Origin of the sequence: Hymenobacter glacialis (assembly GCF_001816165.1) — a bacterium.
Taxonomy (GTDB): domain Bacteria; phylum Bacteroidota; class Bacteroidia; order Cytophagales; family Hymenobacteraceae; genus Hymenobacter; species Hymenobacter glacialis.
The window spans coordinates 82,019-107,988 of sequence record NZ_MDZC01000123.1 but is presented as its reverse complement, the minus strand read 5'-3'; the positions used below and the strand labels follow the sequence as shown (position 1 = coordinate 107,988).

The window sequence follows — 25,970 nt, the reverse complement described above, 5'->3', positions numbered from 1 at the left end:
TTTTACTTCGCGCTACTTTGCGCGGTGGGCTTCTACCAGCGACTCGCGGCAGGCCTTAAGGTACATCTCTACCAGCTCCTCGCTGATGGCCGTGGACACGAACAGGGCCTCAAACTGCGAAGGTGCTAGGTAAATGCCGCGCTCCAGCATGGCGTGGAAGTAGCGGCCAAAGGCGGCGGTGTCGCACTGCTTGGCATCGTCGAGGTTACGCACCGGCTGGCTCGTGAAAAACAGGCTGAACATGGAGCCCACACGGTTCACCGTGTAGTTTAGGCCAAGCTCGGCGGCAATCTCGCGGGTGCCATCGGCCAGGCGGGCGCTGGTGGTTTCCAGGTCGCGGTACAGCTCGGGGTGCTCGTGCAGGTAGCGCAGTTGGGCCATGCCGGCGGCGGTGGCCATGGGGTTGCCGGAGAGCGTGCCGGCCTGGTACACCTTGCCCACGGGCGCTACCCAGTTCATTATTTCTTCGCGGCCGCCGTAGGCGCCCACGGGCAGGCCGCCGCCAATGATTTTGCCCAGCGTGGTGAGGTCGGGGGTGATACCGAACAACTCCTGGGCCCCGCCCGCCGCTAGGCGGAAACCGGTCATCACTTCATCAAAAATAAATACGATGCCGTGCTCGGTGCACAGGGCGCGCAGGGCCTGCAGGAAACCTTCGACAGGGGCCACCAGGCCCATGTTGCCTACTACGGGCTCCAGAATAAGGGCGGCAATCTGGCCGGGGTTGGCGGCGATGAGGGCCTCCACGGCGGGCAAATCGTTGTAGGGAGCGGTGAGGGTGTCCTGGGCCACGCCCTGGGTCACGCCGGCCGAGTCGGGCTCGCCCATGGTAAGGGCACCGCTGCCGGCCGCAATCAGAAAGGCATCGCCGTGGCCGTGGTAGCAGCCTTCGAATTTGATGATTTTGGCGCGGCCGGTGTAGCCGCGCGCCACCCGAACGGCCGACATGCAGGCCTCGGTGCCGGAGTTCACGAGCCGCACTTTTTCGATGCTGGGCACCATGGCCCGAATCAGCTCGGCCATTTCCACTTCGCGGTGGGTGGGCGCGCCAAAGCTCAGGGAGTCGGGCAGGGCCTTGCTCACGGCATCGAGCACCAGCTGCGGCGCGTGGCCCAGAATCATGGGCCCCCAGGAGTTGATGAAGTCCATGTAGCGGTTGCCGTCCACGTCGGTGAGCCAGGCGCCCTGGGCGCTTTTCATGAACACTGGCGAGCCGCCTACCGACCGAAAGGCCCGCACCGGGGAGTTGACGCCGCCCGGAATCAGGTTTTTAGCACGTTCGAAAAGGGCTGCAGAAGTGGTGAGATTGAGCATTTTTGGAAATGAGAATCAGTTTGAGTTTTGTAAGAATAGAGGTGCGACGCCCCCGCCGCAATTGGGCCGGGCGTTGCTCCTTTTCATCGCCTAGCAACTTGGTGGCACAGGTAGTTGAAAAGCATAGCACCTCACGCGGGTATGCTACCGAAGCACCTGGAGCTGGAGGCCGCTGAGCTTCACCACGGGCACCACCTGGTTGTCGTGGGCGCCGCCCGAATAGCTTGCGCCTTCGAAAATGGCCCCTGACGAGGGAGCGGCGGTGGCCAAACCGGCCTGAAACGCCGGGCCGTACTGAAAGAGCGTCGAGCCAAAGTATAACAGCATTTCGAAGCCTTGGTTGGCATACAGGGACGGCGGCACGCGCTGGCGCTGCAAGTAGAGCTGGCGGAACCGGCGAAATCCGGGCGCTGTCTCGTCGAAATACTTGGGATGGATGAAGTACACGTTGGGCGCACTGAGCTGCGATACGTCCAGCCGGGTATTGTTGAGCCAGGAGCCGGGGCAGAGCAGGGCGGGGCGCTTGGCCAGGGGCTGCAGCTGCAAGGCTTTGAAAGTGGCGGGGCCGGCTTTGCGGTTGTCGGAGAACACCACCACGTGGCCAGTGTTGGGCAGGTCGAGGCCGCTAAAAGCAGCGTTAAGACTCTCGTCCACTTCCGAATTGAAGCGCCGTAGCTGGCTAATCTGGCCGCCCTGGGCCTCGTAGGCGGTTTTGTAGGCCGTGGCAAACGCGGCATCGTCCTTGGTGTCCTCGTGCAGAATAACGCCGGGACGACCGGCCCCGAAGGCACTGAGCGCGAACTGCGCGGCTACCCGGCCCTGGGTGGCGGTGCTGGGGCTATACAGAAAATGCCAGGGGTTGTCGAGCACCAAATCACCATCTTCCGATAGTGGGTTGACGCATACTATCTGGTGCTCGCGGGCGAAGCGGGCCAGCAGACGCGCCCCGGACTTGTAGACCGGCCCAATGAGCAAATCCATGCCGGCCAGCTCGGGTTGGGCCAGCACCTGCTTCAGGGTCAGGGTGTCGGCGCCGGTGTCGTAGGCAAACAGCTGCACGGGGTAGCCGGCGCGCTGCAGGCTGTCCTGGGCCAGGCGCAGGCCGGCGTAGAGGTCCGTCACGAACTGGTTTTTGCGCTGGGTCTGCCAGCTGGGGTCGGCTAGCTCGAAGGGCAGCAGGACGCCAATGTTGTAGCTGGCCTTGCGGGTGGCGCGGGGGCGCGGGGTGTAGCGGGCGCGGTCGAGGCCGAACCTGCTGATGAGGTCGTCCAGCACCGGACGGTCGGCATCGGTGTAGGCACCACCGGTTACCAAGCGGTCGGCGTAGGCGCGGGCCAGGGTGGCGTCGTCGGGGTAGCGGCGGAGCAGGCGCAGCCAGGTATTGCGCTCCTTTATGCGCTGCACGTAGGTCGCCTTCAGGTTTTCACGTTCGGGAGTTAGCTTTTCGGCCGGCATCAGGGCCAGCGTTTTCAGGGCGGTATCATAATCCTCCTGCTCGAACGACGCCTGGCCCTGCAGCAGCAGCACGTCCGGCATGTTGGGATAGGTGGGGTACTCCGTGCGCAGCAGGTTGAGCAGTTGTTCGGCCTCGGGCCACTGCTTGAGGCGGGTGGCGGCCACAGCGCCCAGGTAGGCGGCATCGGCGGCACGGGCGAAGCGGGCGCCGGGCTGCGCCAGGGGCTCCAGGGCTTTTAGCGCGGCTTCGTAGCGGCCCTGGTCCAGGTGGGCTTTGCCGGTGCGGTAACGGGTGGCGGCATCGGCGGCTGGTGGGGCCGCAGGTGCAGGCGCGGGCACGGCAGGACGCGGCTTGGCTGGCGTCTGGGCCAGCGCGGGGCCGCCTAGCAGCAGGCTGGCCAGCAACCACCCCAGCAGGGATTTGGACAGGGAAAAGGGGAACGTCATTGAACCAGGAAAAAGCTTGCCGCAGTGGAAAGCGACACAAAATTAGCCAAAAAGCAACGGCCCGGCACCGGCCACAACTGTGCAATACGCAAGGCAGGCGCTGCCGTGGGAGATTATAATCCTATTAAAAATGATAGCAACACTTTCACGCCTCTTTGCCCTCGTTTACCTTTGTCCTTCCTTCGTTGCTCATCCACCCCGTTCATGCGGCCGTTCCTTCGCCCCGACCTCAACAACCACTTGTACCTGCGCGACCCGCAGACCACGGACCTGGGCCGCCGAGTGCTGGCGGCCAGCGTGCGGCTGTTCGATGAAATCGGCTTTGAGGCCTTCACGTTCAAAAAGCTGGCCACCTTGCTCGGTTCTACGGAGGCTTCTGTTTACCGGTATTTCGAAAACAAGCACCGCCTCCTCAACTATCTGGTGAGCTGGCATTGGTCGTGGCTGCGGTTTCGGGTGAGTGTGGCCCTGCACAACGTGGCCGACCCGTACCAGCGCCTGCACCTTGCTCTGCGGGCGGTATGCGAAGCCAGCACCAACGACCCGGCCACGCCTGATTTCGACGAGGCCGCGCTCCACCGCGTGGTGATGGCCGAGGCCAGCAAAGCCTACCTCACCAAAGAAGTGGACGCGGACAACCGCGCGGGCCTGTTCCGCGAGTACAAGCGACTGGTAGCCGAGCTGGTGGCTGTGGTACAGGCCGTAAACCCCGGTTACGTCCATTCGCACGCCTTGGTCAGCACGCTACTGGAAGCGGCGCGCAACCAGTTTTTCTACGCGCAGCACCTGCCTTCGCTCACCGACCCTGGCCAGAACGTGCGCTGCTTTCTGGAGCATTTGGCGCTGGCGGCGCTCACGGGTTCCACGGCGCCAACCGCTGTCCCAGCCAGCAACAACGCCGGGCCTTCGTCAGCGCATCTGGCCTAACCAGCTTATCAATATCTGCACTTTGGTTGTTGTGCTCCCACTCACCCCTCCCCTACGCCTTTTTTTTCTCCTTTATGTCTGATTCTTCATCGCTTTCGCCCGTTCAGCGCCTGTTTCGGCTGCTGGCAGCCGAGCGGCGCGACATCACCTACCTCTACGTGTACGCCACGCTGGCCGGCGTTATCAGCCTGAGTTTGCCGCTGGGCGTGCAGTCGGTTATCGGGTTTGTGAGCAGCGGCGCGGTGAGTACCTCGCTGGTGGTGCTCATCGGGTTCATCGTGCTGGGTACCGCGCTGGTGGGCGGCCTGCAAATCATGCAGCTGCACGTGGTGGAGTACATTCAGCAGCGCCTCATGGCGCGGGTAGCCCTGGACTTTGCCGTGCGCCTGCCCCGCGTGCGGTCCGAGGCGCTGGAAGGCGAGTACCTGCCCGAGCTCATGAATCGCCTGCTGGACGTGCCCACCCTGCAGAAGGGCTTGGCCACCATGCTGATTGAGTTCTCATCGGCGGCTCTGCAAATTATTTTTGGGCTTATCCTGCTCTCCTTTTACCACCCCATTTTTATTGCGTTTGGACTGGTGCTCATCGGGTTGCTGTATGCCCTGATTGCGGTGACGGGCGCCAAAGGCCTGCGCACCAGCATTGCCGAGAGCAAGTATAAGTACAGTGTACTGGCGTGGCTCGAAGACGTGGCCCGCACGGTGGGCAGCTTCCGGCTGCCGGCCCGTCAGGGCCTGGCCATGAGCCGTACCGACGACCTCCTCAACGACCACCTCAAGGCACGCCAATCGCACTTCAGTGTGCTCATCACGCAGTCGTGGGGCTTCGTATTGTTCAAAACGCTGGTTACGGCCGCGCTGCTGGGCATTGGGTGCTGGCTGCTGATTGACAAGCAGCTCAATATCGGGCAGTTTGTGGCGGCGGAGATTGTTATCATTCTCACCATTAGCGCCGTAGAGAAAATCATTTTCAAAATCGACGTAGTGTACGACGCACTCACAGCGCTCGACAAAATTGGGCACGTGCTGGACGTGGAAACCGTGGAGCCGGCCAGCGGCACGGCTGTCTTGCCGGGTGACTTGGGCACCGGAGCCACCCCCGGCCTGGCCGTGGACGTGCGCGGGCTCACCTACACCTACCCCCACGGCAAGCGCGCTGTGCTCGACCAGGTATCCTTCGCGCTGGCCGCCGGCGACCACCTTGCTCTGGTAGGGGCCGACGGCTCCGGCAAGACCACCCTGCTGCGCCTGTTGGCCGGCCTGCTGCAAGGCTACACCGGCCAGGTGGCCTACGGCGGCCTGTCGCTGCCCGACCTCAGCGCCGATGCCCTGGCGGCGGCCGTGGGCGACAGTCTGGCCCACCAGCACCTGTTTTCGGGCACGGTGTTCGAGAACATTACCCTTAACCAGCCGCACCTCACCGTGGCCGATGCCACCTGGGCCGTGGGCCTGGTGGGCCTGCGCGACGACATCTATTCCCGCCCCGACGGCCTGCAAACCCGCGTGGGGCCGGGCTATTCGCTGGGCACGGGCGCCACGCAAAAGCTGCTGCTGGCCCGCGCCATCGTGGGCCGGCCACGCCTGCTGCTGCTCGACGCCCTGTTGCCTGCCGCCTCGCTGGCCGAACGGGTGCGGGTGCTCCGGCGCCTGGTGGGGGCCGATTTCCCTTGGACCGTGATTCTGGGCACCACCCAACCCGAACTATTGTCACTAATGCCCCGTGTGGCTGTGCTGAGCGAAGGCCGCCTCGTAGCCGATGGCCCCATGGCCGCCGTGCAGGACAGCCCCGAGCTACGCGCCCTGCTGGGCGGCGAATAGCTTTTTGGCTATTGGCATTCTGTTGTAAAGTAGCAGCTGTGTACTTAACAAACTCGCCACACCAGCAGGCCGCCACCACCATTCAATAACCGACAACTCTTCCCCGATGCCTTTCGCCGAACACCCGTCCCCCGAAACCCACCCCGAGGCCAAACGCTTCACGGCCTTTGCCCGGGTGCGTACGCCGCGCTCGGGGCGCATACTGGCGCGCTGGGTCGGCGGCCTGAGCTTGCTGGTGTTCGCCGCCGGGTTTTTACCCTGGACGCAAAACATCCGCTCCACCGGCAAGCTGACCACGCTGCGGCCGCAAGACCGGCCCCAGACGGTGCCCAGCACCATAGGCGGACGCCTGAAAGCCTGGTACGTGCAGGAAGGCCAGCTGGTGCAGAAAGGCGACACGCTGGCCGAGATTGTTGAAATCAAGGAGAAATACTTCGACCCGCTGCTGCTGGAACGCACCCGCGAGCAGCTGGAAGCCAAAATAGCCGGCCTGCGCGAAAACGCGGCCAAAACCCAGGCTCTGGGCTCGCAGCAAGATGCCTTGCGGCTGGGCCTGCAAGCCAGCCTGGCCAAGGCCCGCAACAAAGTGCGCCAGTCCGATCTGAAGGTGCGCTCCGACCGCGCCGACCTGGTGGCCACCCGGGCCGAGTATATCATTGCCCAGCGCCAGCTGGAACGCCAGGAGTACCTGTACAAGCAAGGCCTCAAAAGCCTGACCGAGCTGGAGCAGCGCCGCCTGAAGCTGCAGGAAAGCACGGCCAAGCTCCTGTCGGTGCAAAACAAGCTGGGGGGCTCGCGGCAGGATTCGCTCAGCTCCCGCATCGAGCTGCAGTCCCTTGATGCGGAATATGCCGACAAGCTGGCCAAGAGCGAAAGCGACCGGCGCTCGGCCACGGGCTACCAGTTTGATGCCGAAGGCCAGATTGCCAAAATGCGCAACGAGCTGGCCAACCTGAGCATTCGGGCCGGTTTCTACTTCATCACCGCCCCCCAAACAGGCTACGTGGTGCGGGCCTTGAAGGAAGGAGAAGGCGAAATAGTGAAAGAAGGCGAAGACCTGGTGACGCTGATGCCCGCCAACCCGCGCCTGGCCGCCGAGCTCTACGTACTGCCCATGGATATCCCCCTGCTGCGGGTGGGCCGGCGCGTGCGCCTGCAATTTGATGGCTGGCCGGCGCTGGTGTTCACGGGCTGGCCGGGCAGCAGCTTCGGCACCTTTGCCGGGGTGGTGCAGGTGATTGACAACATTGATTCGCAGGGCAAGTACCGCATTCTGGTGACGCAGGAGCCTGGTACTGAACCCTGGCCGGCTCCTCTGCGTGTGGGCTCCGGGGTATACGGCTGGGCCCTGCTCGACGACGTGCCATTGTGGTACGAACTGTGGCGGCAGATAAATGGCTTCCCGCCCGACTACGTGGGCGATGTAGATGCCTACCCCGCCGGCAAACCCACCAAGAGCGGCAAAACGGCGAAAGCCGATAAAAGCACTGGCTATGGCACCGAGGAATAACGGCCGAGGGAGAAGGTTGAAATTGAAACTGGACTGCTTGAAGCACGCTGGCCGGGTACTTTTGAGCCTTAATTCTTTATTTTTAATTCGACCCCTTGCTGGCTGCATAGGTCGCCTAACCTTGGTGGCGCTGCTGCTGGGCACGGGCCAGGCAGCCCGTGCTCAGGCCCCGGACACCGCCGCTCTGGCGCACGCCGAGTTCCTGGCCCTGGTGGAGCAGTTCCACCCGGTGGCCCGGCAAGCCGCGCTCAACCCGGAGCGGGCCCGGCAGGACATCCGGCAGGCCCGCGGCGGCTTCGACCCCACCATCAACGGCAAATACTACGGCAAGCAGCTCAAGGGCACCGAGTACTACCACGACTGGGAAACCTACCTGCGCTTGCCCACTTGGTTTGGCGTGGACGTGAAAGCCGGCTGGGACCGCGGCACCGGCCCCTACATCAACCCCCAGGAATTCACCGCTTCCGGCGGTCTGAGCTACGTGGGCCTGAGCGTGCCCCTGGGCCAGGGCCTGCTGATAGACGAGCGCCGCACGGCCCTGCGCGTGGCCCAGGCCCTGGCCGGCCTGGCCGAAGCCGAGCGCCGCGCCATTCGCAACAAGCTGCTGCTGAGCGCCAGCAAGGACTACTGGGAATGGGCGCTGGCCACTGAGCGCCTGCGCCTGCTGACGGCCAACGAGTTGGTGGCCGCCGTGCGCTTTTCCGGCATCCGCCAGCGCGTGCTGGCCGGCGACCTCGCCGCCATCGATTCGGTGGAGGCCCAGGCCGAGCTGCAAAACCGCCAGAGCCAGCGCGTGGCCGCCCGCGTGCAGTTGCAAAATGCCAACCTGGTGGTTTCTACCTACCTATGGGACGACAATGGACGCCCCCGCGAGCTGCCGCCCCAGGCGCGGCCCCAGCCGTTGCCGCCGCCGGTGGCATGGCGGCCCCTTGCTCCCGACTCCCTGGCTGCCCTGGCAGCGCAGGCCCGGCAGCTGCACCCCGACCTGCTGAAAACCCGCGTGAAACAGGTGCAGCTGGGCCTGGAAAACCGCCTGCTGCTCAACAAGCTGCTGCCCAAGTTCAACGTGGACTACAACCTGCTGCTGCCCGGCCGGCCGTTTGCGCTGGAGAACAACCCCCAGCCCTTCCAGGGCGGCTACTCGACCAACAACTACAAGCTGGGCCTGAGCCTGAGCCAACCCATCCTGCTGCGCGCCGAGCGGGCCAAGCGCCAGCTCAACCAGCTGAAGCTGCGGGATGCCACCTTCCAGCTCGACAACGACCAGCGGCTAGTGGACAATGCGCTGCAAACCGCCGCCAACGACTGGCAGGCCCTGCTGGAGCAGCTGCGGCTACAGCAGCAGGCCACGGCCAATTACCAGCGCCTGCGCGACGGCGAGCTCATCCGCTTTGACAACGGGGAAAGCACCGTGTTCCTGGTAAATTCGCGCGAAGCCAGCCTGCTCAGCGCCCGCCAGAAGCTGGCCGAGCTGCAAGCCAAATATGCCCAGACCCAGGCCCAGTTGCGCTTTGCAGCGGGCGGCGCCGAGGCCCCGACTTTGGGTTTTGATGCGCTGCCTGGGTTGAAGTAGACGTCGGAGCCCGGGTTGTCCGCAGTACCTTGTAAGCGTATGCCAGCTCCGCTCCTGCCCAGTCTGCCTTTCACCCGCGCCCGGCTCACCCTGGTGTTTGTGCTGATGATGTCCCTCACCCTGAGCATTGTGCTGGTGGCCGGCCGGGTAGTGATGACGGGCAAGCTGCAGTTTCTGTTCTTGGTCTGGAACCTGTTTCTGGCCGTCATTCCGTTTGCGCTGAGCACGCTGCTGAGCATTTCGGCAGGCCGGCTGCGGGCCCGGCTGCTGCTGCCGGTGAGCGCGGCGTGGCTGCTGTTTTTTCCCAACGCGCCTTACCTGCTCACCGACCTTTTTCACCTCAACGCCCGCCCCGGCGTGCCGCTCTGGTACGACCTGGCCCTGATACTGAGCTGCGCCTGGAACGGACTGATGCTGGCCTACGCCTCGCTCTCGGACATGCAGCGGCTGGTGCAGGTGCGGCTGGGCGTGTGGATGGGCTGGGGGTTTGCCGCGGTGGCGCTGCTGCTCAGCAGCTTTGGCATTTACCTGGGCCGCTACCTGCGCTTCAACTCCTGGGACGTGCTCACCAACCCGCTCACGCTGTTCTACGACATCATCAACCGGATTCTCAACCCGTTTGCGTTCCCCGGCACCTGGGGCGTGACGCTGGTTTTCGGGCTGTTCCTGCTCATTGGCTACGCCACGGTACGCCTGCTGGGCCGGGAGCACGAGCAGCCGGCGGAGCTGGGCTAAACAGGCGCGGGCCTCCGCTACTGCGCGGCCACGATGCGCAGGGTTTTATCGTCTGGGGTTCCTTCGTAAAACTTATCCAGTACCTGCTGGAAAACCGGGTCGTTGCCCGCCAGCGCAAACAGCGTCATCGAGGACTTGAGCTTCAAATCGTCGGGGCTGCCCAGAACGTGGCGCGCATCAGCGGATGCCAGCCCGAGCAGCGCCCGGCTGATTTCGAGCAGCCTACTGCCCAGCACCGGGTGCGCCAGATAAGCCGCGGCCGCCTGCACATCGGCCAATGCATAGAACCGGGCCGTCTCGCTAAAGCCCAGCCCCTGGATTTGGGGAAAAACATACCACATCCAGTGGCTGCGCTTTCGGCCGTTTTGGATTTCGGCCAGCGCTGTTTGATACGACGAAGCCTGCGCGTCGAGAAAGCGCTGTAGGTTGGGGGTTGTAGTCATAATGGGTAGTTGGGTGGAGAGCACAGAACCACGCAAGCTGGTGCCTGCATGGGCTAAAAAGAGGCGTGCTCAACTGGCGGACTTGTCCCGGACCAGGTACCAAAGTACCAGCAACAACACGAACCCAAGGGCCACTGGCAGGAACCACCCGCCCAAGCCGCTTGCCTGTTCAGTAGCCGTTTGGTAGGTGCGAAATACGAGAAACAGGAACACGAGCACAATAACGGTTTTTAGCCCCTGCAACAGCCGCACCGCGCTGCGGTATTTGCCGGGGGCATTGGCCGCTGTGATAGCCGAAGGATAGTTGAGCACGTGCGGAAACCGGCCAAGTGCTGTCATCGCAACGAACAATACCGTGGCTACCATTGGCAGGTGCAGTACGCCTGCCTTCTCTCCATACCGGTCTGGCTGGCCTGCAAAATTGTAATGCACCGGAACGGTATCAGGTATCTGAAAGTAGCTCCAGGTTGCCAGGGCCCACAAAAATGCGAGCAGCCCCCACGCCAGCAGCTCCCGCTGGCTATCACCGGGGGTGGGCGCAATTATTATTTTGGGTCGTGTTTCCATCGTTGGCGCTGCATTGGCAGCCCCGCGGGCTGGTTGAATAGTGGGATTCATTAACCATTCAAAAATAAGACAGCTCCCGGATTTCACATCCTGTGCAGCGGCCTCTTGGTTGCCACGGTCAGGAGCAGCGCCGTAGCTTCGTCCCGCAGGTGCGGCTCTACTCCCCGCCTTCCCTTTTCAGCATGATGAAACGCATACTCTGCGCCCTGGTAACCCTGCTGCCCGGCCTGGGCCTGGCACAGCCCGCCAAACCCGCCCGCATATCAGCGGCGCCGTACTTCCAGCAGGAGGTAAACTATTCCATTGAGGTTGCCCTTGATGACAAAATGCACCAGCTCACGGGCCGCGAGGAGTTGACCTACACCAACAACTCGCCTACTACGCTCTCCTTCATCTGGTTTCACCTCTGGCCCAACGCCTACCGCGACAACAGCACAGCCTTTGCCCGGCAGCAGCTGCGCAACGGAGAACGCAAATTCCAGTTCGCCAAAGCCGCCGACCGCGGCTACATCGACGGGCTCGACTTCAAGGTGAACGGCCAGGCGGCCAAGCTGGAAATTGACCCCAACAACCCCGACATAGCCAAGCTACTGCTGCCGCAGCGCCTGGCGCCTGGGGCCAGCGTGAATATCACTACGCCGTTTCGGGTGAAGATTCCGGCCTCGTTTTCGCGGTTCGGGCACGTGGAGCAGAGCTACCAGATAACGCAGTGGTACCCTAAGCCGGCGGTGTACGACCGGCGCGGCTGGCACCAGATGCCCTACCTGGACCAGGGCGAGTTTTACTCAGAATTCGGCTCCTTTGATGTAAGCATCACCCTGCCCGCCAACTACACGGTAGGCGCCACCGGCGAGCTGCAAAACCCCGACGAGCGCGCCCGCATGGACGCCCTGGCCACCGCCACGGCCCGCAAAGCAACCGCCAAAGACTTCGGCTCCAACCTGGCCTTCCCACCCTCCGACGCCGCTACCAAAACCCTGCGCTACAAGCAGGACCGGGTGCACGACTTCGCCTGGTTCGCCGACAAGCGCTACAACGTGCTGAAAGACACCGTAACGCTGGCCTCGGGCCGCACCGTCACTTCCTGGGTACTCTTCACCAACAGTGAGCCCGAAAAGTGGATAAAGGGCCTGCAGGACGTGAACGACGCCCTTACCTACTACTCGCAGTGGGTGGGCGAATACCCCTATTCGGCGGCCACCGCCGTGGACGGCGCCCTGAGCGCCGGCTCCGGCATGGAGTACCCCATGGTGACCGTGACGCAGCCCGGCGCCATTGTGCACGAGGTGGGCCATAACTGGTTTTATGGGATTCTGGGCAGCAACGAGCGCGACTTCCCCTGGCTGGACGAGGGCGTGAACAGCTACGAGCAGCTGCGGGTGGAAAGCCGCGACAACCCGCAGGCGGGCATGCTGGGCGACCTCTACAAAAGCCCGAAGGCCGTTTCGGCCCTGGGTGTTGAAAACCTGCCAGGCAGCGCCCTAAACCTGCTGCCCTACCAGGCCATGGCCAGCCGCGGGCTCGACCAGGCGGTGCAGGGCCCCGGCTCGGCCGCTTTTGGTCAGGTGAACTACAGTGCGATTGTGTATTCTAAAACGGCGGGCCTGTTGAAGTACCTGGCCGGCTACCTGGGCCAGGACAAGTTTGACGAAGCCATGCGGGCCTACTACACCAAGTGGCAGTTCAAGCACCCCTACCCCGAGGACATGGAGGCAGTTTTTGAAGAAACCACCGGGCAAAAGCTCGACTGGTTTTTTCGGGAAATGCTCACCAACACCCGCGAATACGACGCCGACATTTTCGCCACCCAACAAATAGGCGACCTGGTGAAAGTGCTGGTCCGCACCGACTCGCCGGTGCTATGGTCGGTGCCCGTGTCCACGGTTGACGCACAGGGCAAAATCCTGCAGACCTTGTGGACCAAGCCCTTCGGCGACCCCGAAGACGAGGCCCAGGCCCAACTCGACTTCCGCCGCGAAAACGTGACCGCCGTGGTGGTCGATGCCGAATACCTCACGCCCCAGCTCAACCGCCGCGACGACCGCCTGCGCCTAGCCGACGGCAGCTTCCGCCGCTGGGAACCCCTGCGCCTGAAGCCCCTGCTGAGCGTGGAGCGCTGGGACCGGTCAGTTATCAACTGGATGCCGGTGCTGGGGGCCAATACCTCCGACAAGCTCATGCTCGGGGCCGCGTTCTACAACGGTTTGCTGACCACCAAACGGGTGCAGTATTTGGCCATGCCCATGTACAGCCTCAGCCGCAACGAGCTCAACGGCATTGCCTCGCTCAACCTCAACGTGCTGCCCGCCAAAGGCAGCCGGCAGGTAACCACCGGCGTCACGGTGCAGCGCTTCGAGCGCTACCTCAAGCTGGAGCCCAGCATCACGGTAGTGCTACCGCACTCGGCCTACGACCGGCCCCAGCACCAGTTCAAGCTGTCCACTACTTCCGTGGATGACCAGGATGAGGGTGTGACCAACGCCATTTCGGGCGAGTACGCCGTGCGCGGCGGCAACGCCCTGCACAACTGGACGGCCCACGTCGAGCTCAACCAGTACGACAACAAACCCACTGAGCTCATTAACACCGGGTCGGCGCTGCTGCTCCGGGCCCACGCCACCTATGAGCGGTTTTATGCGCCCAAGAAGCGGGCGTCGGTGCGCCTGTTTGGCGGGCGCTTCCTAACGCAGTCCAGCAAACCGGCCTTTGTGCTGGGCCTGAGCGGCAGCCCCGACTACCGCCGCCAAACTGCCTTCCTCGACCGGCAGCAGATTTCAAACAGCGTGACCGCGCAGTTGCACCAGACCGACAACCGCGACGGCGCCTTCAAGGCCTTTGTGCCTGGAGCCGTCAGCAGCGAGTGGATGAGTACACTGAACCTGTACGCCGATTTGCCGATTACCAAGCTCGGGGTGTTCGCTGATTTCGGGGCCACCGCCGAACGCCAACTGGTGGGGGCCGGCCGGGCCGGCCAACGCCTGTACTACGATGCGGGCCTGGCGCTGCCCATCCTGCGCAACGTGCTGGAAGTGTACCTGCCCGTGGCCGGCTCGCAGTACGTCGACGGCCTGCCCCGCAGCCGCAAGGAATTCACCGACCGCATTCGCTTCGTGCTCAACCTCAACCAGGCCAATCCGTTCCGCTTGCTCAACGAGAAACTAGCGCAATAATTCCTCCCCACTCTATGGCTTCTATGCACTGGACCCAGCTGCTTTCGCAGCGCCGCTTCCCCGACCAGCAGCTGCCGCCGGCCAGCGCGGCACCCGTGCGCGGGGCCTTTGTGGCCGATTATGACCGGGTGGTGTTCAGCTCCGCGTTCCGGCGCCTGCAGCGCAAAACGCAGGTGATGCCGCTGCCTGAAACCGACTTCGTGCACACCCGCCTCACCCACTCCCTCGAAACCGCCGTGGTGGGCCGCTCGCTGGGCCGGCTGGCCGCCCGCCACCTGCTGGAAAACGACGCCGCCCTGGCCCAACTGCTGCCCAACCTCGACCAGGATTGCGGCGACATCGTGGCCGCCGCCTGCCTGGCTCACGACATCGGCAATCCGCCCTTCGGCCATTCCGGCGAAGACGCCATCAGCAGCTACTTCGAAAGCGCGGCCGCGGCTCCGTTTCTGGCGCAGCTCACTGCGGCCCAGGTTGCCGATTTGCAGCATTTTGAAGGCAACGCGGCTGGTTTTCGCATCCTCACGCACACCTACGCGGCCCACAGTACCGGCACGGCCGGACTGGGCCTCACCTACGCTACGCTGGGCGCCTTCACCAAGTATCCCAAGCCTAGCGTCGTGCCCGCCGAGGCTCGCACCGGCGGCGCTTCGGAGAAGAAGTACGGCCATTTCCAGACCGAAAGTGCGCGCTTCCAGCACGTGGCGGCCGAGCTGGGATTGCTGCCGAAAGGCGACGCGGCCCTGGGCTTCACCCACCGCCACCCGCTGGCTTTTTTGGTTGAAGCCGCCGACGACCTTTGCTACCGCATCATCGACTTTGAAGACGGCCTGAAGCTGGGCCTCATCGCCCCCGAAACCGGCCTGCCGCTGCTCAAAAAGATGCTCAACGACCCCGCCGGCCGCGTGGGCAGCGTGCAGTGGCACGACTGGCGCGAAGAGCTGGGCTACATCCGCGCCCGCCTCATTGGCAAGCTGGTGGCGGAGCTGGCCGCGCTTTTCGCCTACCACGCCCCGGCCATCCTGCGCGGCGCGTACGACCAGTCGCTCATCAAAGAGCTGAGCTGCTGGGCAGACTTGCAGGAAGTGCAGCGCCTGAGCATCGAAAAACTCTACCGCAGCCGCCCCGTGCTGGAGATTGAAGCCGCCGGCTTCGACGTACTCGGCGGCTTGCTCGACGCCTTTCTCACCGCCATTTTCGACGCCAGCCAGGGCCACCGCAGCCGCAAGCTGCTCCTGCTGCTTCCCGCGCAGTTCCGCGCCGAAGGGCACCAGGCTGGAGTGTCGGACTACGAGAGAATCCTGCTTCTCACCGATTTCGTGGCCGGTATGACCGACCAAAATGCGCTGAGTCTGTACAAGACCATCAAAGGCATAGAGCTGCCGAAAGGATTTTAGCCCAGCGCAGGGCCATTGCGCGGCTGGCTGGCTTCACCGCCACCCGCGCAAAATGCGCGGCAGTTCCACCAGCACCGCGTCAGTGCGCGTGGCCAACTGGCGAGGCGTGGGAATAATTTCGACGTCCGGGCGCACGCCGCGTCCCAGTTGGGGACGGACGCATGCGCTCAACAGCCGGAAGTGCGGCAGTTGCAGCACCAGCTGGGTTTGGGGCAGGGTGATGGAAGAAATAATGCCACCGTTTGCGCCCGCTTCTGCGCCGCCGCTCTCTTGCCCTACCACGGTTATCCGGCGCTGGGCGCGCAAGCTGGCGGCAAAGTTGGAGGCGGCAGAAAAGGTGCCGCCATCAATCACCACCACCACTTTCCCGCGAAAATAATCCTGCCGATAAGGCTGTTGCTTGCCCGCCGTTGCGGCAGCAAAACCAAACGCGCCATTCGGAAGGCGCCTCACGTTGGTTGTGTCAAAAGCCGTATCACTGTCCTGCCCAACCGGCATGAATGAGGGAGCAAAAACGGTGGCGCGCGCACTTGCAGTCAGCGCAAAGTCCTTTTTCATCAAGTACTTAAGCACATCAATTGCAATGGCATTATTGCCACCCGTATTGCCCCGCAAGTCGATAACGAGCCGCTGAACCTTGCGCTGCGCCAGCTCAGCAAACACCGAGGCATGGTACTTCCGGTAGTCCTCCAGCTCATCGTAGCTAAAGCCGCTGATGCGCAGCACAGCGGTTGCTGGCAGCCCGGCGGGGTAGGTTAGCGAGCGGAGGCGCGCCAATTGCCGGGCCTGCGTTTGTTCGGGGGTCAGGGGTGGGCCGGCCGGCAGTTTGGCGGCCGGAGCGGCCGGCCGCTGGAGCTGTGGCGTGAGGCGGCGCTGTTGGCCCACACTGTCCTGCACCAACAGCTCGTAGGTGGGTTTGGCCTGGTACAAGGACCAGTAAGTATTGTCGAAGAAGCCCGCTTCCAACTGCTGGTCCTGGAAGCCGTAGTGGTAGCCATCGCCCGACAAAAAAGTGCGCATGCGGCTTAGCACCTCCGACGCCGGGTGCCCCTCAATGGCCAGTAGTTCCGTGCCCGGCCGCAACGTGGGGTCGGTGCTTTGGTTGGCCGCTACAAAGAGTCGGTTTTGACGAATTGCGACGGTAAACGGGAAGATATAGACCGGCTGCTGACGCGACCAAGTCCGGTAGGCCGGCGAATGTTGCACCCGCGTGTGCCCACAGTGCACCTTTGCCACCAAGCGCTGCAGCAAAGGCCAGTACTCTGCCTCACCCATCTCGTGCGTGAGGGCAGCGGCCGTACGGTCAAAATAGTGGTCCAGCGAGTCCTTGGGCGTGTACCAGTACAAACCTGGGTGAGCTTCCTCCAAAGCGCGGCGCAAGAAGGCCAAATCGGCTTGCAGCTGCGGGACTGCAAAGCGGCCTGTGGGGTCGTAAGGCGGCTTACTGGCCGTTTGAGCAGACACCGCAATCCAGCTAAATAAGCAGCAAGCGCTAACCCTTAGTTTATTCATCACGAAAGTAAAAAGTGCGCGAAAAGAGCAAACTAGTTGGTGTGGGTTGCACGAAACAAGTCTTCGTTTTCTTCCCCCTCATGCACCGCTACCAGATTCGCCAGCAGTGACTCCAGCAGCTTCCGCCCCTTCCACACCGATTTCAGCTTGGCTCGAATCTGCTCGGCGGTTTGCACAAACTCCTGCTCTTCGGCTGTTTCGTGGCCTTCAAAGGCCATGAGCTGCTCCACCATGGGCACCGTCATTTCGGGGTGAAACTGCAGGCCGATGATGCCATCGCCCCACACAAAGCCCTGCGTGGCGCACCCTGCCGACATGCCCACCCGAATAGCGCCCGGCGGCACCGTAAACGTATCCAGGTGCCAGTGCAGCACGGCCGCCTTTTCGGGCCAGCCGCGCAGCAGCGGGTGCGCCAGCGCCTTGGCCGAAAACCGCACAGTCCAAAACCCGATTTCGGGCTCCGGATTAGGCCGCACTTCCGCCCCGAGGGCCTCGGCCACCAACTGCGCGCCCAGGCAAATTGCCAGCGTCACCTTCCCAGCCCGCAGCACTTGCCGGATGAAGGCTTTTTCCGCCACCAGCCACGGAAAAGCAGCTTCGTCGTGCACGCTCATGGCCCCGCCCAAAATCAGCAGCCCGTCAAACTCGCTGATATCCGGAAACACGGGGTTGGGCTCGAATAGCTTGGTGAACGTGAGCGAGTGGCCGTGCGCGGCCAGCCAGTCGGCCGCGTGGCCGGGGCCTTCGTCGGGCAAGTGTTGGAGGCAGTGCCAACGCATGTTGTAAGAATTTAATGGAGAAACAAAAACGTCATGCTGAGCGAGCCAGCATCTCTACTGCATTAGTAATCGAATTACTTGCGCGGTAGAGATGCTTCGGCTCCGCTCAGCATGACGTTCTTTTAGTTATTGACCTAGATTTACTCCCACTCAATCGTCGCAGGTGGCTTGCTCGAAATGTCGTACACCACCCGGTTGATGCCGCGCACCTGGTTGATGATTTTGTTGCTCACCTCGGCCAGGAAATCGTAGGGCAGGTGGGCCCAGTCGGCGGTCATGCCGTCTACGCTGGTCACGGCGCGTAGGGCCACCACCCGCTCGTAGGTGCGCTCGTCGCCCATCACGCCCACGCTCTGCACGGGTAGTAGCATGGCGCCAGCCTGCCACACTTTGGAGTAGAGGCCGTGCTCTTTCAGGAGGTTGATGAACACGGCATCGGCGCGCTGCAGCAAGTCCACTTTCTCGGGGGTAATGTCGCCGAGGATGCGGATGCCGAGGCCAGGGCCGGGGAACGGGTGGCGATTGAGGATGTCGGCGGGCAGCTCCAGCGCGGCGCCCACTTCGCGCACCTCGTCTTTGAATAGCATCCGCAGCGGCTCAACAATCTTCAGGTTCATCTTCTCCGGCAGGCCGCCCACGTTGTGGTGGCTCTTGATGGTGACCGACGAGCCGTGCACCGACACCGACTCGATAACGTCGGGGTAGATGGTGCCCTGAGCCAGCCAGCGGGCGCCGTCCACTTTCTGCGCCTCGCGGTCAAACACCTCAATAAAGGTGCGGCCAATGGCCTTGCGCTTGGCTTCGGGGTCGGATAAGCCAGCCAGCGCCGAGTAAAATTCGGGCGCGGCACGCACGCCGGTCACGTTCAGACCCAGGCCCTCGTAGGCTTTCAGCACCGTCTCAAACTCGTCTTTGCGCAGCAGGCCGTTGTCTACGAAGATGCCGTGCAGGCGCGGGCCAATGGCGCGGTGCAGCAGCAGGGCCGCCACGCTGCTGTCTACGCCGCCCGAAAGGCCGAGAATAACCTGGTCGTCGGGGCCGATGGTGTTTTGCAGGGCCGTCACGGCCGAATCCACGAAGTGGTCGGGCGTCCAGGTCTGGGCGCATTCGCAGATGTTGACTACGAAGTTGCTCAGCAGCTGCTTGCCTTCGGTGGAGTGTGTCACCTCGGGGTGAAACTGGATGCCGTAGGTGTTCTGGCCGTCAATTTTGAAGGCGGCCACCGCTACTTCGGGCGTGCTGGCAATGATGTTGTAGCCGGCGGGCAGCGTCTTAATGGTGTCGCCGTGCGACATCCACACCTGCGAATCGGCGTGCATGCCGCGCAGCAGCGGCGATGCCTCGTTGAGCTTCGCCAACCGGGCCCGGCCGTATTCGCGGATGGTGGCCGGCGTGACCTCGCCGCCGCCCTGCTGGGCCAGCAGCTGCGCACCGTAGCACACGCCCAGCACCGGCACCTGGCCGAGCAGGTGGCTCAGGTCGGGATTGGGCGCGTTCTCATCGCGCACGGAACAGGGCGAGCCGGAAAGAATAACGCCCCGAATATCCTCAGTTAAAACGAGGTTCGGGGCGTGGGTGTAGGGGTGAATTTCGCAAAAAACATGCAGCTCGCGAATGCGGCGGGCTATCAATTGGGTGTATTGCGAGCCGAAATCCAGAATGATGAGTCGTTCCATGCCGCAAAGTTAACCACGGATTAGCACGGATTTTAGCGGATTTCACGGATTTTGTGCCCGGCTAAATGCCTCATACTTGCTTTCAACGTCCCCCGTATCCCGGGCTATTTGCAAAAAGCTCAATCTATTATCAGGCACATTGAATGCGGAGCGACCCTCCCGCCGCCCACAAAATCCGTGAAATCCGCTAAAACCCGTGCTAATCTGTGTTCTGTGCATTACCTTTGCAATGGCAAGTCAGAACGACCAGCTCCCGCTGAACTCCCCCAGGACCGGAAGGTAGCAAGGGTAAGTGGTTGTAGCGGTGCGATTTTGGCTTGCTTTTTTTTGCCCTTTCGTGTCGGCCCCATCGCTGCTCGGTTCCGCATTTTGGCGGCCCGTTGAGTAGCTTTGGGGCTGATTCTTTTTTGGGGACTCAGGGTTTTGGGGACGTGGGAGCTTGTTTTTTTCCGTCAGCAATCCTCGTCCAAAACCAAGTCCCCAAGTCCCCAAGACCCCAAGACCCCTCCTATGAAATTCTTCATTGACACCGCCAACCTCAACGAAATCCGCGAAGCCGTAGAGCTGGGCGTGCTCGACGGCGTGACCACCAATCCGTCGCTGATGGCCAAAGAAGGCATTCGCGGCATCGACAGCGTGATGGCCCACTACCGCCAAATCTGCGAGCTGGTGGACGGCGACGTGTCGGCCGAGGTGATTGCCACCGACTACGAAGGCATGGTGCGCGAGGGCGAAGAGCTGGCCGAGCTGCACCCCAATATTGTGGTGAAAGTGCCCATGATTAAGGACGGCATCAAGGCCATCAAGTACTTCTCAGACAAAGGCATTAAAACCAACTGTACGCTGATTTTCACGGCCGGGCAGGCGCTACTGGCGGCCAAAGCCGGCGCTACCTATGTGTCGCCCTTCGTGGGCCGCCTCGATGATATCGGGCACGACGGCCTGCAGCTGGTAGAGCAAATCGTGCAGATTTTCAGCAACTACGGCTACCCCACCGAGGTGCTGGCGGCTTCGGTGCGCCACGTGCCACACCTCATCCAGTGCGCCGAAATTGGCGCCGATGTGGTGACTTGCCCCCTCAACGTGATTACGGCCCTGCTCAACCACCCCCTGACCGACAAGGGCCTGGCTACGTTCCTGGCCGACCACAAGCGCGTTAATTCTTAACGCTCAATTATGAGTTATAAATTATGAATTAGAAGTTTCTTCGCTGTGAGATTGATGCGTCGAAATACCAATTCATAATTCATGATTCAACACTCATAATTCCCACCATGTACATCATCAAAGTGAAGGGCAAGGCCAAGATTCCGGACTATATCCAGCTCCGGGACGAAGCCTTTGTGCTCATTGCCTACTTCCGGGCCGACCGGCCGCTGAAGGACCTGCACCGCTACGGCCTGGAGGGCAAGGAAGTGGAGCTGGCGGCGGTGATTGCGGATTTGGAGTTCGGCAAGCTGCGCCCGTTGGCGCTCTAGCGCGCCAACGGGCAGCGGCGCTCTTTGTATTTTCAACTTCCCAGGCAGCGGTTTTGCGCCACTGCCATTTGGCCGTTTATTCTATGTCTGAGAACGTTATTGAGCTGCACGATGCCACGATAATGCAGGAGCAGCAGGCAGTATTGCAGGGCGTAACTTTCACGCTGGAGAAAAGCGCCTTTGCCTACCTGGTGGGCCGCACGGGGGCGGGCAAGTCCTCGCTACTCAAAACGCTATATGCCGACCTGCCCCTGCAAAACGGCAGCGGCACCGTGGCCGGATTTGTGCTGCCCAAGCTGTCGGCGGGCAAAGTGCCCTATCTGCGCCGCCGCCTGGGCATTGTGTTCCAGGATTTCCAGCTGCTGTCAGACCGCTCGGTGGCCGAAAATCTGCTGTTCGTGCTCAACGCCACCGGCTGGAAGGGCAAGGCCAAAAAGCAGCAGCGCATCAGCGACGTACTCACCCAAGTGGGCCTCAACGGGGCCGCCAACCGCATGCCGCACCGCCTCTCGGGCGGCGAGCAGCAGCGCGTGGTCATTGCCCGGGCCATGCTCAACGAGCCCGTGCTCCTGCTGGCCGACGAGCCCACCGGCAACCTCGACCCGGACGTATCGGCCAGCATCATGCAGCTGTTTGGGGAGATAAATAACGCCGGCACCGCTATTCTCATGGCCACCCACAACTTCCAGCTGATTGAGAAGTACCCGCACCGGGTGCTCACCTGCCAGGACGGTGAGTTGCTTGACTCGGCCCGGCCACCCCGGGTTTAGCCCAATTGCCGGCCCTACTTCGCGGCCGGCTTGTTGTTAATGGTTACGTAGCATGGCACCTGGGCTGTCGGTATTGATTCCTGTTTTCAATTGGAACGTCAACCCCTTGGTTGAGGCGCTGTTGGCGCAGGCCGGCGACTGGCCGGGGCCAGTCGAGATTATGTTATTGGACGACGGCTCCCGCGAGGAATTCCGGGAGCTCAACCGCCCACTGAGCGCGCGGGCCGGCGTGCGCTACCGCGAGCTGGCCCAGAACGTGGGCCGGGCCGCCATTCGCAACCAGCTGGCGGCTACCGCGCAACACGAGTGGCTGCTGCTGCTGGATAATGACAGCCTCCTGCCCGACGCTCAGCTGCTGGCCCGGTACGCAGCGGCCCGCACCCAGGCGCCGGTCCTTATCGGGGGCACCAGCTACGCCCCTGCCAAGCCTGCCGATGCGGCCCTGCACCTGCGCTGGCTATACGGGCGGGAGCGGGAGGCGCGTCCTGCCGCTGTGCGGCAGCTGGCCCCACACGGACAGCTCACCGTTAACAACGCCCTGATTCGGGCCGATGTACTGGCCCGCTTTCCCCTCGATGAAACCCTGAACGGCTATGGCCACGAGGATACTGCCCTGGGCCTGGCCCTGGCCCGGGCGCAGGTTGCGGTGGTGCACTTGGACAACCCCGTGTTGCACGCGGGCCTGGAGCCAGCCGCAGTGTTTCTACAAAAATGTGAAGAGGCCGTGCGCAACCTCGCGCAGATGCACCGCCACCCGGGCCATGCCAGCGAGTCGCGGTTGCTTAGTACTGCCGGGCGGCTGCATCGCCTGGGCCTGGCAGGTGCTGCGCGGCACCTACTCAGGGCGCTGGCCCCCGTCCTGCGGCGCGGGTTGCTCTCGCTGCGCCCGCGCCTTGCTCACCTCGATTTGCTGAAGCTATACTGGCTGCTGGTAGCACAAAATCAGGCTGCTATTGAGTAGTAATAGAACGTCATGCTGAGTGCAGCCGATGCATGAAGTTCTGGAGATAGTTACGAATGCTTTACGCAGCTACATTAACACAAAAATGCCGGTTCCCAGCACGTAGCTGAGAACCGGCATTTTGGAGGGCCGATGCAGTCCGAAAGCAGATTTAGTCGTTGTCTTTGCCGTCGAATACGTCTTTCACGGCACCGCCTACTTTCTTGCCGGCCTGCTTCACGTCGGTGGCCGTATTGCGGGCGGCCTGGCCTACTTTGCTGCGCTCATCGGCAGTTTCGGCTTTTACGTCCTGAGCCGCTCCGCTTACGGCGTTGGCACCCTGAGCGGCACGGCCCTGTGTTTTATCCCAGGATTTGAAGGCGGCATACTTCAGCTTTTCCTTCTGAATCTCGGCAAGGTCGCGGGCAGAGATGTCGCCTTTCACGTTGTCGTAGGCTTCATCCAGGGCACGCCACTCGGCGTTGATGTTGCGCCAGTCATCGAGGTCGTAGCGCTCTTCGTTCTTCTTTATATCGCGGGTAAACGCCTCGTAGGTGGCGCGGGCATTGGCTGCCGTGAGCTGAGCCGCGGGCTGGGTGGGTTTGTAGTATTGGCCCATTTTCATGGCACCGCCTGTGCCCCGGGCATCCCAGGTGGCCTGGCGCCGGTCGTAGGCGGTAGAGTAGCGGGTGCGCAGGCCGTCTATTTCCTGGCGGCGGGCTTCGTCGTAATCGCTGGAATACTTATCAACGGCGGCCACTTTGGCGTCGAAATCAGCTTTCAGCTGGGCGCTTTCGCGCTCATAATCGGCTTCCACTTCATCGGCTGCCGCATTGGCTTTGTTTTCGGTTTGCTCTACGAAAACCACCAAGTCGTTGTACGCCTGGTCTTTTTCGGCTGAAAGCTCTTGCTTGTCAGCCTGCGAGCAACTGGTGCTGGTAAAGCCGACGCCGCCTACCATCAAAAGGGCGGCCAAAGAGTGGAGGGTGAGGTATTTTCTGAACATAGCGCAGGAGAAAGAAAGGGAGAAAAAGGTGGATGTCTGATAGCCCTGGAGCTATCAAGCGCCTTTTTAACGCAATCTTTGGCTGCGAAGTTGTCGCAGCTGCCGGTACGCGGCCCTGGTCAGGCGGGAGAGTGGTCCAGCGCGGCCCACCTAATAAAGCGGCTGTGGCGAGGCAGCCCTCTATCTTTGAGCACCGCTTTTCTGCTTGTCCGTGTCCATTTTACCCGCTCCGCCCACTCCTATTCTTCTGCTCGACCTGGCCGGGGAGCATGCCGCCATGCAGCCGGCTCTGGCCGATGCCCTGAGTGAGACCGTGGCCGGGGCCGCCTACATCCAGGGGCCGGCGGTGGGGAAGTTTGCCACGGAGCTGGGTGCCTACCTGGGCGGCGCTCACGTGGTACCGTGCGCCAATGGCACCGACGCCCTCGCCCTGGCCCTGATGAGCCTGGAGCTGCCGGCTAGTGCCGAGGTGATTGTGCCGGCATTCACCTACGTGGCCACCCTGGAGGCGGCGGCGCTGCTGGGCCTGCGCCCGGTGCTGGCCGATGTGCTCCCCGACACTTTCAACCTGGACCCCGCCGCCGTAGAGGCGGCTCTCACGCCGCGCACCGGGGCCATCATTGCCGTGCATTTGTTTGGGCAATGCGCCGATTTGGAGGCCCTGCACCGCGTTTCCACGCAGCACGGCGCGGCGCTGATTGAGGACAATGCCCAGGCCATTGGCGCCACCTTCCAGTTCGCTGGCGGCGCAACGGCCTTCGCCGGCACGGTGGGAGAAGTGGGCACCACGTCGTTTTTTCCCTCCAAGAACCTGGGTGCAATGGGCGACGGCGGTGCCCTGCTCACCCGCGACCCGACCCGCGCCGCCCTGCTCCGCCAGCTGGCCAACCACGGCCAGAGCCGCAAATACCACCACCAGCGCATTGGCCTCAACTCCCGCCTCGACACGCTGCAAGCCGCCCTGCTCCGTGTGAAACTGCCGCACCTGCCCGCCGCCACTGCCGCCCGCCAGGCCGTAGCAGCCCGCTACGATGCGGCGCTAGCCGGCATCTCGGGCCTGCGCGTTCCGGCCCGCGACCCGCGCAGCACGCACGTTTTCCATCAGTACACCCTCACGGTAGCGGAAGGGCGCCGTGATGACTTGCAGCACTTTCTGCAACGGTGCGGCGTGCCCACCATGGTTTATTATCCGCTGCCGGTGCATGCGCAGCCGGCCTATGCTTACCTGGGCTACCAGGCGGGGCAATTCCCGGTGGCCGAGCGGCTGTGCGCATCGGTGCTGTCGCTGCCGGTGCATCCGCGGCTGACGCCGGAGCAGCAGGAGTACATTATCGACTGCGTTGGCTCTTTCTTTGGTAATTAATTCTGCCTAGTGAGCCTACCCATTACCCCTGTTCGTTTTGCCATTTGCGGCGTGGGCCACATTGGCCGCCGCCACGCCGCGCTGGTGGCGCGGCACGCCAGTGCCCAGGTAGTGGCCCTCATTGACGTGCGCCCCGAGCTGCAAGCCGGCTTAGCGGTCGAGTTTCCGGGGGTGCCGTTTTTCCTTTCGCTTGAAACCTACCTGCAACACGGCCCCACCGCCGACGTCCTCACCGTGGCCACGCCCAACGGGCTGCACGCGCCGCAGGCGGTGGCGGGCCTGCACCACGGCCTGCACGTGGTCATCGAAAAGCCCATTGCCCTGACTACCATCGATGCCGAAACCATTGTGCGCACGGCCCAACAAACCGGCAAGCTGGCCTTTGGGGTGATGCAAAACCGCTACTCGCCGCCCGCCGCCTGGCTCAAGCAGGTGGTAGACGAAGGCCACCTGGGCGAGGTGTTTCTGGTGCAGCTCAATTGCTTCTGGAACCGCGACGCCCGCTACTACCAGCCCGGCAGCTGGAAAGGCACCCAGGCCCTGGACGGCGGCACGCTCTTCACGCAGTTCAGCCACTTCGTGGATTTGCTGTACTGGGTATTCGGCGACATAACCAACATCTCGGCCCGCTTCCGCGACTTCACCCACGCAGGATTGACGGAGTTTGAGGACAGCGGCCTGGTGACGTTTGATTTGGTGCGCGGCGGCAGCGGCACCCTCAGCTACAGCACCGCCGTGTGGGACCGCAACCTCGAAAGCAGCCTGACCGTGGTGGCTGAGCGCGGCAGCCTGCGCATTGCCGGTCAGTACATGGACAAGGTGGAGTACTGCCACCTGGAAGGGTATGCGTTACCTGACCTCGCCCCCACCAATCCCGCCAATAATTACGGCGCCTTCCAGGGCTCCGCCGCCAACCACGTACAGGTTATCGACAACGTGGTGGACACGGTGCAGCAGCGCAGCTCGGCCACAACCAATGCGCTGGAGGGCCTGAAAGTGGTGGAAATAATTGAGCGGATTTACGCGCTGCGGTAGTTGCCTTCAGTTCTTGAAAGCTGGTGGCTGGCCTGGCCCATTTCTGCACTGCACAACAA

General features: G+C 62.7%; 21 protein-coding genes and 1 other RNA gene. 14 read left to right on the top strand and 8 right to left on the bottom strand.

Features of this window, described 5'->3' with window-relative positions; translation table 11 throughout:
• Window positions 1-12 precede the first annotated feature (12 nt).
• Both hemL and BEN48_RS16850 read right to left on the bottom strand, forming a co-directional pair.
• Window positions 13-1,314 (bottom strand): glutamate-1-semialdehyde 2,1-aminomutase, encoded by a 1,302-nt coding sequence (gene hemL, locus BEN48_RS16855; RefSeq protein WP_070736286.1) that lies wholly within the window; start codon window positions 1,312-1,314, stop codon window positions 13-15.
• A 144-nt stretch (window positions 1,315-1,458) separates the two neighbouring features.
• Entirely contained in the window at window positions 1,459-3,216 is a 1,758-nt protein-coding gene (locus tag BEN48_RS16850; RefSeq protein WP_083321164.1) for an ABC transporter substrate-binding protein, read from the bottom strand.
• Window positions 3,217-3,420: 204 nt separating this feature from the next.
• On the opposite strand from BEN48_RS16850, the gene BEN48_RS16845 reads away from it, so the two are divergent.
• From BEN48_RS16845 to BEN48_RS16825, 5 genes are all read left to right on the top strand, one after another.
• Window positions 3,421-4,143, top strand: a complete 723-nt coding sequence (locus tag BEN48_RS16845; protein WP_070736284.1) for a TetR/AcrR family transcriptional regulator — start codon at window positions 3,421-3,423, stop codon at window positions 4,141-4,143.
• Between the two features lie 74 nt (window positions 4,144-4,217).
• Window positions 4,218-5,960 (top strand): peptidase domain-containing ABC transporter, encoded by a 1,743-nt coding sequence (locus BEN48_RS16840; RefSeq protein ID WP_070736283.1) that lies wholly within the window; start codon window positions 4,218-4,220, stop codon window positions 5,958-5,960.
• A 106-nt stretch (window positions 5,961-6,066) separates the two neighbouring features.
• Entirely contained in the window at window positions 6,067-7,470 is a 1,404-nt protein-coding gene (locus BEN48_RS16835) for an HlyD family secretion protein (protein ID WP_083321163.1), read from the top strand.
• Window positions 7,471-7,594: 124 nt separating this feature from the next.
• Complete coding sequence (locus BEN48_RS16830) at window positions 7,595-9,043, top strand: TolC family protein (protein ID WP_241502313.1); 1,449 nt, start codon at window positions 7,595-7,597, stop codon at window positions 9,041-9,043.
• A 39-nt stretch (window positions 9,044-9,082) separates the two neighbouring features.
• Entirely contained in the window at window positions 9,083-9,778 is a 696-nt protein-coding gene (locus tag BEN48_RS16825; protein ID WP_070736280.1) for a DUF1361 domain-containing protein, read from the top strand.
• 17 nt (window positions 9,779-9,795) lie between these two features.
• On the opposite strand, the gene BEN48_RS16820 is transcribed toward BEN48_RS16825, so the two are convergent.
• Together BEN48_RS16820 and BEN48_RS16815 are read right to left on the bottom strand one after the other, a co-directional pair.
• Window positions 9,796-10,221, bottom strand: coding sequence for a DUF1810 domain-containing protein (locus BEN48_RS16820; RefSeq protein ID WP_070736278.1), 426 nt, complete (start codon window positions 10,219-10,221; stop codon window positions 9,796-9,798).
• A 69-nt stretch (window positions 10,222-10,290) separates the two neighbouring features.
• On the bottom strand, window positions 10,291-10,839 hold the full coding sequence (locus BEN48_RS16815; protein ID WP_083321161.1) for a DUF1648 domain-containing protein: 549 nt from the start codon (window positions 10,837-10,839) through the stop codon (window positions 10,291-10,293).
• Window positions 10,840-10,970: 131 nt separating this feature from the next.
• On the opposite strand from BEN48_RS16815, the gene BEN48_RS16810 reads away from it, so the two are divergent.
• Window positions 10,971-13,958 carry a M1 family metallopeptidase gene (locus BEN48_RS16810; RefSeq protein ID WP_070736276.1) on the top strand — a complete coding sequence of 996 codons (2,988 nt, stop codon included), beginning with the start codon at window positions 10,971-10,973 and terminating at the stop codon, window positions 13,956-13,958.
• Window positions 13,959-13,972: 14 nt separating this feature from the next.
• On the top strand, window positions 13,973-15,352 hold the full coding sequence (gene dgt, locus BEN48_RS16805; protein WP_083321160.1) for a dGTP triphosphohydrolase: 1,380 nt from the start codon (window positions 13,973-13,975) through the stop codon (window positions 15,350-15,352).
• A 33-nt stretch (window positions 15,353-15,385) separates the two neighbouring features.
• Here the strand turns inward: dgt and BEN48_RS16800 are convergent, their stop codons facing one another.
• The 3 genes from BEN48_RS16800 to guaA all read right to left on the bottom strand — a co-directional run bounded on the left by BEN48_RS16800 (window position 15,386) and on the right by guaA (window position 19,319).
• On the bottom strand, window positions 15,386-16,816 hold the full coding sequence (locus tag BEN48_RS16800; RefSeq protein WP_070736272.1) for a S41 family peptidase: 1,431 nt from the start codon (window positions 16,814-16,816) through the stop codon (window positions 15,386-15,388).
• An 80-nt stretch (window positions 16,817-16,896) separates the two neighbouring features.
• Window positions 16,897-17,643: a type 1 glutamine amidotransferase gene (locus BEN48_RS16795; RefSeq protein ID WP_070736270.1), complete on the bottom strand. Its 747-nt coding sequence runs from the start codon at window positions 17,641-17,643 to the stop codon at window positions 16,897-16,899.
• 140 nt (window positions 17,644-17,783) lie between these two features.
• Window positions 17,784-19,319, bottom strand: coding sequence for a glutamine-hydrolyzing GMP synthase (gene guaA, locus BEN48_RS16790; protein ID WP_070736268.1), 1,536 nt, complete (start codon window positions 19,317-19,319; stop codon window positions 17,784-17,786).
• Between the two features lie 229 nt (window positions 19,320-19,548).
• On the opposite strand from guaA, the gene ffs reads away from it, so the two are divergent.
• The 5 genes from ffs (at window position 19,549) to BEN48_RS16765 (ending at window position 22,528) form a co-directional block, all read left to right on the top strand.
• An RNA gene (gene ffs, locus BEN48_RS16785) (signal recognition particle sRNA small type) lies at window positions 19,549-19,646 on the top strand.
• Between the two features lie 183 nt (window positions 19,647-19,829).
• The gene (gene fsa / locus BEN48_RS16780) at window positions 19,830-20,486 is read left to right on the top strand and encodes a fructose-6-phosphate aldolase (protein ID WP_070736266.1); all 657 of its coding nucleotides are present in this window, start codon (window positions 19,830-19,832) and stop codon (window positions 20,484-20,486) included.
• 107 nt (window positions 20,487-20,593) lie between these two features.
• Complete coding sequence (locus BEN48_RS16775; protein WP_070736264.1) at window positions 20,594-20,797, top strand: fructose-6-phosphate aldolase; 204 nt, start codon at window positions 20,594-20,596, stop codon at window positions 20,795-20,797.
• 83 nt (window positions 20,798-20,880) lie between these two features.
• Window positions 20,881-21,567 (top strand): cell division ATP-binding protein FtsE, encoded by a 687-nt coding sequence (locus BEN48_RS16770; RefSeq protein WP_070736262.1) that lies wholly within the window; start codon window positions 20,881-20,883, stop codon window positions 21,565-21,567.
• Window positions 21,568-21,619: 52 nt separating this feature from the next.
• Window positions 21,620-22,528 (top strand): glycosyltransferase, encoded by a 909-nt coding sequence (locus BEN48_RS16765; protein ID WP_083321158.1) that lies wholly within the window; start codon window positions 21,620-21,622, stop codon window positions 22,526-22,528.
• Between the two features lie 151 nt (window positions 22,529-22,679).
• On the opposite strand, the gene BEN48_RS16760 is transcribed toward BEN48_RS16765, so the two are convergent.
• On the bottom strand, window positions 22,680-23,513 hold the full coding sequence (locus BEN48_RS16760) for a DUF6565 domain-containing protein (RefSeq protein ID WP_070736258.1): 834 nt from the start codon (window positions 23,511-23,513) through the stop codon (window positions 22,680-22,682).
• Between the two features lie 211 nt (window positions 23,514-23,724).
• Between BEN48_RS16760 and BEN48_RS16755 the strand changes: the two genes are divergently transcribed.
• Window positions 23,725-24,876 carry a DegT/DnrJ/EryC1/StrS family aminotransferase gene (locus BEN48_RS16755; RefSeq protein WP_241502308.1) on the top strand — a complete coding sequence of 384 codons (1,152 nt, stop codon included), beginning with the start codon at window positions 23,725-23,727 and terminating at the stop codon, window positions 24,874-24,876.
• A gap of 9 nt (window positions 24,877-24,885) precedes the next feature.
• Entirely contained in the window at window positions 24,886-25,911 is a 1,026-nt protein-coding gene (locus tag BEN48_RS16750; protein WP_241502307.1) for a Gfo/Idh/MocA family protein, read from the top strand.
• The last annotated feature ends 59 nt before the right edge of the window (window positions 25,912-25,970 follow it).

Excerpts from the sequence above, each read along its gene's own strand:
- BEN48_RS16820 (WP_070736278.1), bottom strand. The coding sequence starts at position 10,221 with ATGACTACAACCCCCAACCTACAGCGCTTTCTCGACGCGCAGGCTTCG.
- BEN48_RS16845 (WP_070736284.1), top strand. The coding sequence starts at position 3,421 with ATGCGGCCGTTCCTTCGCCCCGACCTCAACAACCACTTGTACCTGCGC.
- BEN48_RS16840 (WP_070736283.1), top strand. The coding sequence starts at position 4,218 with ATGTCTGATTCTTCATCGCTTTCGCCCGTTCAGCGCCTGTTTCGGCTG.
- guaA (WP_070736268.1), bottom strand. The coding sequence starts at position 19,319 with ATGGAACGACTCATCATTCTGGATTTCGGCTCGCAATACACCCAATTG.
- BEN48_RS16760 (WP_070736258.1), bottom strand. The coding sequence starts at position 23,513 with ATGTTCAGAAAATACCTCACCCTCCACTCTTTGGCCGCCCTTTTGATG.
- BEN48_RS16835 (WP_083321163.1), top strand. The coding sequence starts at position 6,067 with ATGCCTTTCGCCGAACACCCGTCCCCCGAAACCCACCCCGAGGCCAAA.
- BEN48_RS16810 (WP_070736276.1), top strand. The coding sequence starts at position 10,971 with ATGATGAAACGCATACTCTGCGCCCTGGTAACCCTGCTGCCCGGCCTG.
- hemL (WP_070736286.1), bottom strand. The coding sequence starts at position 1,314 with ATGCTCAATCTCACCACTTCTGCAGCCCTTTTCGAACGTGCTAAAAAC.
- BEN48_RS16795 (WP_070736270.1), bottom strand. The coding sequence starts at position 17,643 with ATGCGTTGGCACTGCCTCCAACACTTGCCCGACGAAGGCCCCGGCCAC.
- BEN48_RS16775 (WP_070736264.1), top strand. The coding sequence starts at position 20,594 with ATGTACATCATCAAAGTGAAGGGCAAGGCCAAGATTCCGGACTATATC.
- BEN48_RS16815 (WP_083321161.1), bottom strand. The coding sequence starts at position 10,839 with ATGAATCCCACTATTCAACCAGCCCGCGGGGCTGCCAATGCAGCGCCA.
- BEN48_RS16770 (WP_070736262.1), top strand. The coding sequence starts at position 20,881 with ATGTCTGAGAACGTTATTGAGCTGCACGATGCCACGATAATGCAGGAG.
- BEN48_RS16765 (WP_083321158.1), top strand. The coding sequence starts at position 21,620 with ATGGCACCTGGGCTGTCGGTATTGATTCCTGTTTTCAATTGGAACGTC.
- BEN48_RS16850 (WP_083321164.1), bottom strand. The coding sequence starts at position 3,216 with ATGACGTTCCCCTTTTCCCTGTCCAAATCCCTGCTGGGGTGGTTGCTG.
- dgt (WP_083321160.1), top strand. The coding sequence starts at position 13,973 with ATGGCTTCTATGCACTGGACCCAGCTGCTTTCGCAGCGCCGCTTCCCC.
- BEN48_RS16825 (WP_070736280.1), top strand. The coding sequence starts at position 9,083 with ATGCCAGCTCCGCTCCTGCCCAGTCTGCCTTTCACCCGCGCCCGGCTC.
- fsa (WP_070736266.1), top strand. The coding sequence starts at position 19,830 with ATGAAATTCTTCATTGACACCGCCAACCTCAACGAAATCCGCGAAGCC.